This is a genomic window from Acinetobacter sp. A2, from assembly GCF_012371325.1.
GTDB lineage: Bacteria > Pseudomonadota > Gammaproteobacteria > Pseudomonadales > Moraxellaceae > Acinetobacter.
Genome location: NZ_JAAZQX010000025.1, coordinates 12965 through 25956, shown reverse-complemented (window position 1 = coordinate 25956; position 12992 = coordinate 12965). Strand labels below are relative to the sequence as shown.

11 protein-coding genes and 2 tRNA genes are annotated in these 12992 nt (G+C 41.2%); 7 read left to right on the top strand and 6 right to left on the bottom strand.

The features are described from left to right. Positions 1–27: 27 nt before the first annotated feature. The 3 genes from HHA43_RS09965 to HHA43_RS09955 all read right to left on the bottom strand — a co-directional run bounded on the left by HHA43_RS09965 (position 28) and on the right by HHA43_RS09955 (position 1052). Complete coding sequence (locus HHA43_RS09965; protein WP_168542554.1) at positions 28–759, bottom strand: hypothetical protein; 732 nt, start codon at positions 757–759, stop codon at positions 28–30. A 118-nt stretch (positions 760–877) separates the two neighbouring features. Further along, positions 878–963: transfer RNA gene (locus tag HHA43_RS09960), tRNA-Leu, on the bottom strand. A 15-nt stretch (positions 964–978) separates the two neighbouring features. Beyond that, positions 979–1052, bottom strand: a tRNA-Cys gene (locus tag HHA43_RS09955). A 153-nt stretch (positions 1053–1205) separates the two neighbouring features. On the opposite strand from HHA43_RS09955, the gene folD reads away from it, so the two are divergent. Together folD and HHA43_RS09945 are read left to right on the top strand one after the other, a co-directional pair. Beyond that, entirely contained in the window at positions 1206–2054 is an 849-nt protein-coding gene (gene folD, locus HHA43_RS09950) for a bifunctional methylenetetrahydrofolate dehydrogenase/methenyltetrahydrofolate cyclohydrolase FolD (protein WP_168542552.1), read from the top strand. Positions 2055–2119: 65 nt separating this feature from the next. Continuing rightward, positions 2120–2788, top strand: coding sequence for a class I SAM-dependent methyltransferase (locus tag HHA43_RS09945; RefSeq protein ID WP_168418838.1), 669 nt, complete (start codon positions 2120–2122; stop codon positions 2786–2788). A gap of 41 nt (positions 2789–2829) precedes the next feature. On the opposite strand, the gene HHA43_RS09940 is transcribed toward HHA43_RS09945, so the two are convergent. Further along, positions 2830–3264: a hypothetical protein gene (locus tag HHA43_RS09940; protein ID WP_168461429.1), complete on the bottom strand. Its 435-nt coding sequence runs from the start codon at positions 3262–3264 to the stop codon at positions 2830–2832. 183 nt (positions 3265–3447) lie between these two features. Beyond that, positions 3448–5277 carry a phosphoenolpyruvate carboxykinase (GTP) gene (locus tag HHA43_RS09935; protein WP_168418836.1) on the bottom strand — a complete coding sequence of 610 codons (1830 nt, stop codon included), beginning with the start codon at positions 5275–5277 and terminating at the stop codon, positions 3448–3450. Between the two features lie 421 nt (positions 5278–5698). On the opposite strand from HHA43_RS09935, the gene HHA43_RS09930 reads away from it, so the two are divergent. The 5 genes from HHA43_RS09930 to HHA43_RS09910 all read left to right on the top strand — a co-directional run bounded on the left by HHA43_RS09930 (position 5699) and on the right by HHA43_RS09910 (position 10910). Continuing rightward, positions 5699–6631 carry a diacylglycerol/lipid kinase family protein gene (locus HHA43_RS09930; RefSeq protein WP_228284176.1) on the top strand — a complete coding sequence of 311 codons (933 nt, stop codon included), beginning with the start codon at positions 5699–5701 and terminating at the stop codon, positions 6629–6631. Then, a complete protein-coding gene (locus HHA43_RS09925; protein WP_168525047.1) occupies positions 6612–7385 on the top strand; it encodes a metallophosphoesterase family protein in 774 nt (257 codons plus the stop codon). The genes HHA43_RS09930 and HHA43_RS09925 overlap by 20 nt, the downstream gene beginning before the upstream one ends. A gap of 185 nt (positions 7386–7570) precedes the next feature. Next, positions 7571–7861, top strand: a complete 291-nt coding sequence (locus tag HHA43_RS09920) for a co-chaperone GroES (RefSeq protein ID WP_004972131.1) — start codon at positions 7571–7573, stop codon at positions 7859–7861. Between the two features lie 60 nt (positions 7862–7921). Continuing rightward, positions 7922–9556 (top strand): chaperonin GroEL, encoded by a 1635-nt coding sequence (gene groL / locus HHA43_RS09915; RefSeq protein ID WP_168418833.1) that lies wholly within the window; start codon positions 7922–7924, stop codon positions 9554–9556. Between the two features lie 202 nt (positions 9557–9758). Further along, complete coding sequence (locus tag HHA43_RS09910; RefSeq protein ID WP_160232561.1) at positions 9759–10910, top strand: LuxR C-terminal-related transcriptional regulator; 1152 nt, start codon at positions 9759–9761, stop codon at positions 10908–10910. 38 nt (positions 10911–10948) lie between these two features. Here the strand turns inward: HHA43_RS09910 and HHA43_RS09905 are convergent, their stop codons facing one another. Next, complete coding sequence (locus HHA43_RS09905; RefSeq protein ID WP_104470896.1) at positions 10949–12847, bottom strand: hypothetical protein; 1899 nt, start codon at positions 12845–12847, stop codon at positions 10949–10951. Positions 12848–12992 lie beyond the last annotated feature (145 nt).

Genomic DNA, 12992 nt, shown 5'->3' with positions numbered 1-12992 from the left:
AGATAAGTTGGATGAAAGAGGTGATTTTTAATCCAGTTTATCTTGAATATAACTGTCTAAATCAATGTATTTAATACTTTTACATAAGGCTTGCTCGGCCTGCATAATCTGTTGATGTAACTCAAGTGCTTGCTGATATTGCTGAGTGAGTTGTGTAAAGCGGGGGCTATTTTTATTGGTGAAATATAAACGGAATTGAATTTTAGCAGCCTGACGATACGACCAGTAAGCAGCACGACGAATCTGAGTTAAACAATATTTTTGTTCCAGACTGGCGTGGTCACGAAACATATTTTCTTTATACAAGCGCACAAAGCCAAAACTGATGCAAAAAAAGAAAAGAGCTCCTTGCAGAATTGTACTTTGAAAATAGGCAAAATTTAGCGCTTGTAAAATAATCAAGACTGCAATTTTGAGTGGGGCGTGTTGCTGAAACTGATACCACGATGCAGAGCTATGTTTGATCTGATACAACACATAAGGCAATAGCAGCATAAAGCCGAGCATAATAGCTAAAATAGACAAGGCTTTGGCTTGAAAAGCATCATACTGTGCTGTGGTGTTTTGAATCCCCAAAGCTAAACTGATCGAAATAGGAATAAAAATCATACAGGCCAAGAGCCATGGAATAAACTCTTTCCATTCATCCAGCATGCCTTTGCTTTGTATAAAACCGTAAAACAAAATATTTTGTTTAAAGGTAGCAGGGTATTGTTGCTGTAATTGCTGCACATAAAGCAGTGCTTGTTGGGGCTTCATAGGCAGGTCATACAGAGAAATGAATATGAATATGGATAGGAGAGGGCTAAATCGCAGGCATAAAAAAACCAGCTAAATGCTGGGTTCTTTACTTGCACCATTTTAATGTGTTTTAAAATGGTGCCCGAGGCCAGACTCGAACTGGCACGCTTTGTGGGCGGGGGATTTTAAATCCCCTGTGTCTACCGATTTCACCACTCGGGCATAGTTTTACAAGATTGGAGGCGGAGGTCGGAATCGAACCGGCGTCCACGGAGTTGCAGTCCGCTGCATGACCACTCTGCCACCCCGCCACGTCTTGTTGATGCGTATATTAGCAAGCTCTGAAAAAAAAACAATACTATTAAATGAGCAGATGCACATTAATTCGGCATATAGAATAAAATAGTCTAAATAATCATGTATTATTTGCAAAATTGATTCATATCAACATTTGGAGATGTGCCGTGGCATTAATTTTAGACGGTCGTGCATTGGCAAAACAAATTGAAGCTGATCTGTTAACACGTGTAGAAGCGTTAAAAGCAAAATCAGGTCGTACCCCAATTCTAGCGACTATTTTGGTCGGTGATGACGGTGCATCTGCAACTTATGTGCGCATGAAAGGCAATGCTTGCCGCCGTGTGGGCATGGATTCTTTAAAGGTGGAATTGCCTACAGAAACCACCACAGAACAACTTTTGGCAGAAATTGAAAAATTGAATGCGAATCCGGATGTGCACGGTATTTTGTTGCAACATCCAGTTCCTGCGCAAATTGATGAGCGTGCTTGCTTTGATGCAATTTCGCTTGAAAAAGATGTAGACGGTGTGACTTGCCTTGGTTATGGGCGCATGGCGATGGGTGAGGTTGCTTATGGTTCTGCAACGCCAGCAGGCATTATGACCATTTTAAAAGAAAACAACATTGAAATTGCAGGCAAACATGCTGTTGTTGTAGGTCGTTCAGCAATTTTAGGTAAACCAATGGCTGCGATGCTGCTTGAAGCCAATGCAACGGTAACAACTTGCCATTCACGTACACAAAACTTGGCAGACTTTGTAAAACAGGCCGACATTATTGTGGGTGCTGTTGGTAAAGCAGAATTGATTCAAAAAGACTGGATTAAGCCGGGTGCGGTAGTGGTTGATGCCGGTTTCCATCCACGTGATGGTGGCGGTGTGGGTGATATTCAACTACAAGGGATTGAAGAAATCGCTTCTGCATATACGCCTGTACCGGGTGGTGTTGGCCCAATGACAATTACGACATTAATTCGTCAAACGGTTGAAGCTGCTGAGAAAGCTTTAGGTTAAGTCTATTCTCCCTCTCCTTTAAGAAGGAGAGGGGACTTTTTTTAAATTAAAACGAATAAAAACCAATGAGCTGTACCTTTCAATTTCTTCAAGCGCCTGAGCATCTTATACACGCTTTGCATGATGTGATACCAAATTGTGAATTGCAGGCTCAGCAGTTGCCAGAAACCGCTATTTCACTGTGGCTTATTCCGCCTGTATTTCCTACCGATAAGCTTGATGATGAAGTGATTCGTCGTATTTGGAATGATACGCCGTACTGGATTTTCTGTTGGGCTTCTGGACTCGCTATGGCGCAATGGTTGCTGGCAGAGCCGCAGCATGTCAAAGATAAGGTGGTTTTGGACTTTGGCTCAGGTTCTGGTGTGGTGGCTATTGCGGCTAAAATGGCAGGTGCAAAACGAGTGATTTGCTGTGATATTGACCCAGTGAGTCTGGCGGCTTGTCGTGCCAACGCAGAATTAAATGATGTCGCGCTTGAGTATTTAGATGACCTGTATCAAGCCGAGCAAGTGGATGTATTGTTGGCAGCAGATGTGTTGTATGACCAATGCAATCGTTTCTTTTTAGATGAATTTTTAAAGTTTGCACCCGAAGTGTGGGTGGCAGACAGTCGTGTGAAAAATTTTAGCCATCCACAATATATAAAAATAGATGAACGCAGTGCGACCACATGGCCTGATTTAGATGAAGCCAAAGAGTTTCGTAATGTGAGTTTTTATAAGACGCGATAAATCATCACGTCTTATATTTTAGATATTGTCGTTATATAAAATTAAGAACAGCTATAACGCACAATACGCAATGTGCTCGGGCGTGCATCTAGGGCTTGACGGGTGGCATAGTTTTCGCTGCTGTGTAATTCAGGTGTGTTCGACAAGCCAATAGAGGTGCGGCTTTGACCAAGTTGACGGCCATACGGGTCTTGTTGATGCGCAGCAGGATTGGCAATTTCATTAATACTTAATACACGCAATTGATAGGTTTTATGTGCACCTAGCTCTTTCTGGCAAGCACGTTGTAATTTGTTTTCATCACGTTGTTGATTCTGACGGCCTGCAAGGGTGTAAGCTAAAATAGCAGTATTTGCTGTTTTACTTTCAACTTTATATCCAACAAAGCTATTTTCACTTTGTTCAGGCAGGCTTTGACAAGCAGATAAACCTAAGCCAAATACCGTCATACCCAAAATAATCATTGTTGTGTTCATGGCTTTATTCATGATCATGTCCCATGTTTTGATTGTCATTTCATTCTTGTTTTAAGTATGCCATAGCTACCACCACAAAGCATGCTAAAGACTGTTTTTAAGATTTCTGCGAGTTAGGTTTTTAAATTTATGCGCAATAAAAAAGGTCACCGAAGTGACCTTTTTTTAGCAGTTAGCGTTGAATTACGCAGATTTAACTGCTTCAAGTAACGCTTCTTGACGTGCTTTCAATGCAGCAGGTAAACGCTCACCAAGTTTGTTGAATAACTCAGTGTGGCTTTCCAACTCTTTGATCCACTGTTCTTTGTCTTGCGCTGTAACAGTTTCAAATTGTTCTTTAGTGAAATCTAAACCAGTCCAGTTCAATTGTTCATAAGTCGGAACGCGACCAATTGGTGTTTCAACTGCATCTGCACGACCTTCGCAACGATCAATGATCCACTCAAGAACACGCATGTTTTGACCAAAACCAGGCCATACGAAGTTGCCTTCTGCGTCACGGCGGAACCAGTTTACGTTGTAGATGCCTGGTAATTTGTTGCCAGCAGCTTTTGCTTTCTCGCCAACTTTCTCACCCATTTCTAACCAGTGAGAGAAGTAGTCTGCCATGTTGTAACCAGCAAACGGAAGCATAGCAAATGGGTCACGGCGTACAATACCTTGTTGACCAACTGCAGCAGCAGTCGTTTCAGAGCCCATTGTTGCTGCTTTATAAACGCCATCTACCCAGTCAAATGCTTCTGAAATTAGAGGCACTGTGTCTGCACGACGACCACCGAAGATGAATGCAGAAATTGGAACACCTGCTGGATTTTCCCAGTCAGCATCAATAGAAGGGCATTGACCAGCTGCAACCGTGAAGCGCGCATTAGGATGAGCTGCTTTTTCTTCACCAGTGTGTGGTTGGTTTTTCCAGTTTGTTAAGTTTGCAGGAACTTCTTTGGTTAGACCTTCCCACCATACTTCACCGTTATCAGTTACAGCAACGTTGGTATAAATTACGTCTTTGTGTAAGGTTGCCATACAGTTCGGGTTAGTCTTGGTATTTGTACCAGGTGCAACACCGAAGAAACCAGCTTCTGGGTTAATTGCATATAAGCGACCATCTTCACCTGGTTTGATCCAAGCAATATCGTCACCTACAGTTTCAATTTTCCAGCCTTCGTAACCTGCTGGTGGAATCAACATAGCGAAGTTGGTTTTACCACATGCAGAAGGGAATGCTGCTGCGATATAGTGTTTTTCACCTTTAGGGTTTGTCACGCCTAAAATCAGCATGTGCTCTGCTAACCAGCCTTGTTCACGGCCCATTGCAGATGCGATACGAAGCGCTAAGCATTTTTTACCCAATAATGCATTACCGCCGTAACCAGAACCATACGACCAGATTTCACGAGTTTCTGGATAATGTACAATGTATTTTTCTTTGTTACATGGCCAAGCAACGTCTTTTTCGCCTTCAGCCAATGGAGCAGCAACAGTGTGTACGCAAGGTACAAATTCACCGTCTGTGCCAAGTACGTCATAAACAGCTTTACCCATACGAGCCATTTTAGACATGCTAACTGCAACATAAGGAGAGTCAGTTAATTCAATACCGATGTGCGCAATGTGGCTACCCAATGGGCCCATAGAGAATGGAACCACATACATGGTACGACCAGCCATTGAGCCGTCGAATAAACCGTTTAATTTAGCGCGCATTTCAGCTGGCGCTTCCCAGTTGTTGGTCGCACCAGCATCTTCTTTGTTTTCAGAGCAGATGAAAGTACGGTCTTCAACACGAGCAACGTCAGAAGGATCAGAGTTTGCAAGGTACGAACCAGGGTGTTTTTCTTGGTTTAATGCTTGCATGGTGCCGTTAGCGATCATCAAGTCAATAAGACGTTGATATTCTTCAGCGCTACCGTCACACCATTCAATTTTTGCTGGTTTCGTTAACTTTGCAATTTCTTCAACCCATGCAATAAGCTTAGGGTGACGAACGAATTCTGGTGCGTTCACTTGGGTCATGGTGAGGCCTATCTTAAATGTGTACAAATGATGTACAAAGTACAATCTGAACAATGGGATACATCGTTCAGATGAAATATGAAAAAAAAGTGGCTGTATTAAAGCACAAAATCATAAAAAAAATAAGACTTAGGCATGATTTGGCTTTCTGATAAAAAAGTTTGGATAAATTAATAATACTGTATATTAAACATATACTTACATTTTTTGGTTGCTGCATTTTTTATTATTTAAATATTTGATGGACATTATTTATTTAAATTATTTTTATATAATTCAATGTGTTGAGTTGGGATTTTTTGATCGGTTTGTCATTGATTTAATGAATGGTCATCATTTGAATTTTACATAAAGCTGCTTTTCATTCCGTATCAATTGACTGAAATTAGAACAAAAGCTTTAAAAAATGACACAGAGGTTTATGCAGCTACAGCCCTTATCGATTGTTTATAATCAAAAATCTGGATTTCATGCTAATCATAAAGACGATATTTATGAAGAGTTGTTGCACGTTTTATCGCAGCATGGCTTCGAAATTCAATCTTTTGATATTGGGGCGAGTACGGGCTTTGATGCGTTAATGCAACAGGTGTTGGCACGTCATCAACATCCTGATTTAGCGGGTGTGGTGGTGGCAGCGGGTGGAGATGGTACTTTAAATGCGGTTGCTGCAAAGTTAAAAGGGACATCTATCCCTATGGGGATTTTGCCTTTGGGCACGTTTAATTATGTGGCACGCTTACTGAATATTCCGTTAGATTTAATTGAAGCAGCACATGTGATCGCAACTGGCAGTACGCGTGCAGTGCATGTGGCGCAAATCAATCAACACATCTATTTAAATAATGCCAGTTTGGGTTTATACCCTTTATTTATTCAAAAACGTGAGCGTTATAACCGTTATTTAGGACGCTTTCCTTTACATGCCTACACCTCGGCTTTAGATGTACTGCTGCGTGACCGTAAAGAATTAAAATTAGAAATAGAGGTCGATACAAAGCGCTATCCGCTGAAAACGCCGCTCATTTTCTTTGGGAATAATCAATTGCAACTGTCTGAAATGAATTTACGTATTGCCAAAGCTGCTGCAGCAGGCAAAGTCGCAGGTGTTGCCGTGGCAAAGTCTGATAAATTGACTTTGTTTAAAATTCTGTGGCAATTAATTCAGGGGAAGGCTGAGCAAGCCAATGATATGTACAGTTTTGCAGCAGAGCAGGTGGTCATTCATAGTAAACGCCCACAACTGACCGTGGCGCTTGATGGAGAAATTGTCAAAATGCGTCCGCCGCTACGTATATCTGTATTGAAAAATGCATTAAAGATTAAGGTGCCGCATGCTGCTGCATCTGTCTGATTTGCACTTTGGCACTGAAAATGTGGCTTGTATGCAGGCAGTACAACAACTGTGTGCAAGTATGCGACCAGAAGCGGTCGTGGTCAGTGGTGATTTAACCCAACGTGCACGCTACGCACAGTTTTATGCCTGTAAGCATTTTTTAGACAGTTTGAATTTACCGTATTTGGTTGTGCCAGGTAATCACGATATTCCGCTATATCACCTTTGGAATCGTTTTTTTAGTCCGTTTGCACGGTATCAGTTGTTTTTTGGCCGTATGGAAACAATTTTGGAAACTGCCCATTTTTATGTGATAGGGGTGAACAGTATTCGGCGACGTTTTCATACCCGTGGGCATATTTCTTTGCATCAAATTCAGGAGATCGACGCCTTATTGCAAGCTGCGCCCAGCAATAAGTTAAAAATTTTGGTGGCACATCAGCCATTTTATACACCGCCCGATAATGTGCACGGTATTAAAGATTGTCCTGTGTTGGGACGTATTGCGTTGGAACAATGGAGCAAAAAAGGCTTGCATGCCTTGCTGCATGGCCATTTACACCAGCCTGCTGTATATGACCTCAATCAAATCTATGCACTTGGTGCAGCACATCCTGTGCTCGATATTCATGCAGGAACTGCAATTTCACAGCGTTTGCACCAAGGTATGCCGAATAGCTTAAATATAGTCTGCAATAATGGTGATGTGCAGCATTACATCTTTGATGTAGAACAAAAACAATTCGTGTTGTGGCCGCAAAACACAGAATAAAAGGTTGATCCACTCAACTTGTCTAAAAAAACAACAAAAACTGAAATATTTTTAGCGTTTCCCCTTGAAGCGAATTTTTCCATCCCCACAACTGTGTCATCTAAAATTTATTTTGATGATGACACATGGAATAAATAAGTCGTCATCAGGAATCTATACATAGACTTAGTCTGATGGAGTTATTTATGAGCAACATTCGTCCATTACATGACCGCGTAGTTATTCGTCGTGTTGAAGAAGAAACAAAAACAGCTGGCGGTATTTTGCTTCCAGGTTCTGCTGCAGAAAAACCAGCTCAAGGTGAAGTGATTGCAGTAGGTAATGGTCAAATCACAGACAATGGCGTGCGCGCTTTAGACGTTAAAGTGGGCGACAAAGTCTTGTTTGGTACGTATGCAGGCACCACAGTTAAAGTAGACGGTGAAGAACTTCTTATTATGAAAGAGTCTGACATTTTAGCGGTACTTGAAGGCTAATTTCAGCACTCGTTATTCAAAGTCAATTTGAACATTATTTAAAGATATTTGGAGTCAAACATGTCAGCTAAAGACGTAAAATTTGGTGATTCAGCCCGCACAAAAATGATTGCAGGCGTAAACATCCTTGCAGATGCAGTAAAAGTAACTTTAGGCCCTAAAGGTCGTAACGTAGTGATCGACCGTTCTTTTGGCGCACCGCACATCACTAAAGATGGTGTATCTGTTGCTAAAGAAATCACCCTAAAAGATAAATTTGAAAACATGGGTGCACAGTTGGTTCGTGAAGTGTCAAGTAAAACCAACGACATCGCAGGTGACGGTACAACAACTGCAACTGTACTTGCACAAGCCATTTTAAATGAAGGCATCAAATCTGTAACTGCGGGCATGAACCCAATGGATTTGAAACGTGGTATCGACATTGCTGTAAAAGCAGTGGTTGAAAACATTAAAGCGACGGCTAAACCTGCATCAGATACTAAAGCGATTGAACAAGTTGGTTCGATTTCTGCTAACTCTGATACGACTGTAGGTAAGTTAATTGCAGAAGCAATGGAGCGTGTGGGCAAAGAAGGCGTGATTACCGTTGAAGAAGGTTCAGGCTTTGAAGACTCACTAGACGTTGTAGAAGGTATGCAGTTTGATCGTGGTTATATCTCACCATACTTTGCAAACAAACAAGATACTTTAACTGCTGAACTTGAAAACCCATTCATTTTGTTGGTAGACAAAAAAGTGGGCAACATTCGTGAATTAATCACAGTTTTAGAAGCAGTTGCGAAAACAGGTAAGCCATTATTGATTATCGCTGAAGATGTAGAAGGCGAAGCGTTAGCAACACTTGTTGTAAACAACATGCGCGGCATTATTAAAGTATGTGCGGTGAAAGCACCTGGTTTTGGTGACCGTCGTAAAGCAATGCTTCAAGATATCGCAATCTTGACAGGTGCAACTGTGATTTCTGAAGAAATTGGTATGTCTTTGGAGCAAACTTCACTAGAGCACTTGGGTACTGCACACAAAGTAACAGTATCTAAAGAAAACACCGTGATTGTGGATGGTGCAGGTAATGCAGGTCAAATTGCTGAGCGTGTACAACAAATCCGTGCGCAAATTGAAGAATCAACTTCAGAATACGACAAAGAAAAACTTCAGGAACGTGTTGCTAAGTTAGCGGGCGGTGTTGCAGTGATCAAAATTGGTGCGGCAACTGAAGTTGAAATGAAAGAGAAAAAAGACCGTGTAGATGACGCACTTCACGCAACTCGTGCTGCGGTTGAAGAAGGTGTTGTTGCAGGTGGTGGTGTTGCGTTAGTACGCGCAGCGAAAGCACTTGACGGTGTAACTGGTGCAAATGACGATCAAAATGTCGGAATTAACATTTTACGTCGTGCAATTGAAGCGCCTCTTCGTCAAATTGTGGCAAACGCAGGCGATGAGCCATCTGTAGTGATCAATGCAGTGAAGAGCGGTGAAGGTAACTACGGTTATAACGCTGCAACTTCTGAATATGGCGATATGCTTGAAATGGGTATTCTTGACCCAGCGAAAGTAACCCGTTCTGCACTTGAGCATGCTGCATCTGTTGCGGGCTTAATGCTCACAACTGAGTGCATGATCACTGAAATCCCAGAAGAAAAACCAGCAATGCCTGACATGGGCGGCATGGGTGGTATGGGCGGCATGATGTAATACATCTGCTGGTCATTCGATCATAAAAATCCCCGCAATTGCGGGGATTTTTTTATATGCAGGTCAATAAAAAACACAATGCAGTAAAACTAAACTTAATGCATAAAAAAGTAAGAAATAGATAAATGGTTCAAAAATAATTAAATGTATGATGAGCTTTTGTATTAAATTGGTAGGGCTTAATGATTAAGCTGGGGGAGAGATGAAAGAACAAGAACACCAGATCATTGGGTTAATTTATGATGCCGCGATGGATACGCGTTTATGGCCGCAAGTAATTGAAGCCATTGTGCACTACACCAACAGTAAAACCGCGATTTTTACCGCTTTGGACCAATTGAGTCCAAGTTATGACTTTGTGCATACTTATAATATTCCGCAAGCCTGTATTGATGCCTATCAGGACGAACGGATTAAAGTCATTGATATGAAACTGCATGCGCCGTTATGGCAGCAAATCGGGGTGGGGGATACTATTGAACAAAACTTGCAGTCCTATGGCCAGATGCCAGGCACAGATGAATATATCTTTTATGAGCGCTGTCTGGAACCAACCGGGATTTGTCATATCGCAGCTGTTTTACTTGATCAGGGGCAACATCGTTGGGCGGTCTTGGGTATTCACCGGGCGCCCGATGCTCAGCCTTATAGTCCGGAAGAGCATGAATTTCTTAAGCGGATCGGTAAGCATTTACGCCGGGCTTTGCAAATTCACCGGCAAATCAACTTGATTCAACAAGATAATTTAAGCTTGTATACCGTATTGGATAGTTTAAAAACCGGGATTGTACTGCTCGATCAAAACCTGTGTTTAAGTTATTCCAATCCTGTTGCGCAAAAGATGCTTGATCAGAGTTCATGTCTGGATCTCGATATACATAACCGTCTAAAAACCAATTATGCTCAGCAGGTACGTTTTGATCAGCTTCTGGAAAGTGCTTTGCTGGAAGATACGACCATTCAGACTGAAGTAGGTGGAGTCTTGGCGTTGAGTGATGGGGCAGGCTCACAATTCATGCTGACGGTGGTGCCATTTAAAAAATTAAGAAATATGCAACATTTACAGTCTGCTCAGCATCAGATTGCCTTATTTATGACAGATAAAAACCAGCATTATTCCCTGTCAAGAGCTTACCTACAACAGTGTTACCAGCTTTCCAAACGAGAGTTTGATTTATGCGAGTTGTTAATTAATGGTTATAAAATAGAAGATATTGCAGAACAGTGTGGCATTACGTTGAGTTCGGTACGGACGTATTTTAAAAATATTTATGAAAAAACCCAATGTTGTTCGCAAATCGAACTGATGCATTTATTGATGGGCTGTACCATTCATTTTGAGCATATTAAATAAAATGCCCCAATCTTATGATTGGAGCATTTTAATTTGGTTTAGTTTAGTCGAGAGAGTGTAAAAGTACCTTCGCCACTTACAGTAAATGTTAGTGTATTGGTACCAATAGTGCCTGATAAACCTAAATGTGCATTGGTATCAGAGAGGCCTGCACAACCATTTGTATCGATAGCGATAGCATTAACAAATAATTTACCATTTTGAAGCTGGTAGGTACCATATTCGATACCTGGTCCACCACAAGGTGTTTCCCCAGCTTCAACTTGATCATCTCCTACAGCATCAATTAGGGTATAGGTATTATCCGTTTTGAAAACAAATAATTGTTTACCTGAGCTTGAACTCCACGCACCTATAATTCCTGAGTTATGACGAGGAAATTTAGTAAAAGTTGCACTTTCATTTGGATTTTGGGCTTCTGAAATTTTTAATTCAGTGCCATTCAATGATATTTTCATATCACGTGTAACACCGAAATCCGTTAAACCCCAATCTTCATTCGTATCGATTGACGCTTGAGCTCGTAAAGTTCCCGACTTGGCATCAATAGATAATTCACCGTATTCCATGCCATTGGCGCTATCTGATGGTGCACTGAAAATCGGTTCACCAAGCATATATTTTCCGTCTTTGGTGATTTGCAGTACAACTTCTGACTCTTCATTCTTCGCATACCAAACACCTGCGATATCTTTTAAGAATGTTTGGTTGACGTCTTCTACCTCTGTGTCTTTTCCATTTAGTCTAGAGAGGGTAAATGAGCCTTCATCGCTTACCGTGAACGTTAGTGAGTTAGTTGCAATTGTGACTGGTAAGCCTAAGTGTGCATCATTATCGGATAGACCGGCACAACCGTTTGTATCGATGATAGGGGGAGTATTCACCAATAATTTACCATTTTGGAGCTGATAATTACCATATTCGATTCCTGGTCCACCACAAGGTGTTTCCCCAACTTCGACCTGATCATCGCCTACAGCATCGACCATGATATATGTATTATCTGTATTGAAAACAAATAATTGCTTACCTGAGCTTGAACTCCATGCACCTACAATTCCAGAATTATGGTGAGGAACTTTGGTAAAAGTTGCACTTTCATTCAGGTTTTGGGCTTCTGAAATTTTTAACTGTGTACCATCAAATGATATTTTCATATCACGTTTTTTTCCAAAATCATTTAAGCCCCAATCTTCATTTGTATCAATTGAAGATTGCGCCCATAACTCTCCAGCAACAGCATTCACCGATAACTCACCGTACTCCATGCCATTCGCACTATCAGATGGTGAGCTAACAATAGGTTCGCCAATCAGGTATTTCCCGTCTGAGGTTACTTGAAGTACGATTTCTGATTCAGCATTTTTTGCGTACCAAACCCCAACGATATCTTTGAGGAGTGTTTGGTTAAAGTTAGCTTGTGCTTCTGTTGCGCTAACTACGACTTTATCTTTAAAAATTTCTATTTTTTGTAGAACAGGTTGAAAGCTTGTAATAAATTCTGTTGTTGGTTTAGAGAAGTCAATTGAGTCTGCATCGAGTTCACTCACTGAGTCAGGGATTTGAATACCATCGTCATGATCACCCTCAGAATCTAAAGATTGTAAAAAAATAAGTAAATTTGTTCGTGTTGTTACATCATCGGCTAACTCCACAGGGGTAATACGATCAGCACCAGTTACTGTGCCAATTTCAATATTTCCGATAGAGAAAGTGATTTCATCACCCTCTTGATATTCAAACTCCCCTTGAGCATTTGTACGTTTAGAGACACCATTAATTGTATAAGTTGCACCACTCACAGGCCCATCGGTCAGTACGCCAGTTTTTGTGGTGTTTGATGGTGATGGATTTGGACTGCTACTAGAATCATTGTCTGAACCACCACATGCACTGAGTAAGCCTGCTAAAGTTAAGCATAATAAGGTTTTTTTCATCATGAATTCCTTGTCATCCAAATTGTTATGTCAGAAGTATAGAAATAAGATGAATCTAGGAGCTATCCCAAAATTGGGAGGGCAAATACAAAAATCTGTGAGAAAAAATGAAGACCAATCAATATTTTTGTGACAAAACTGCATT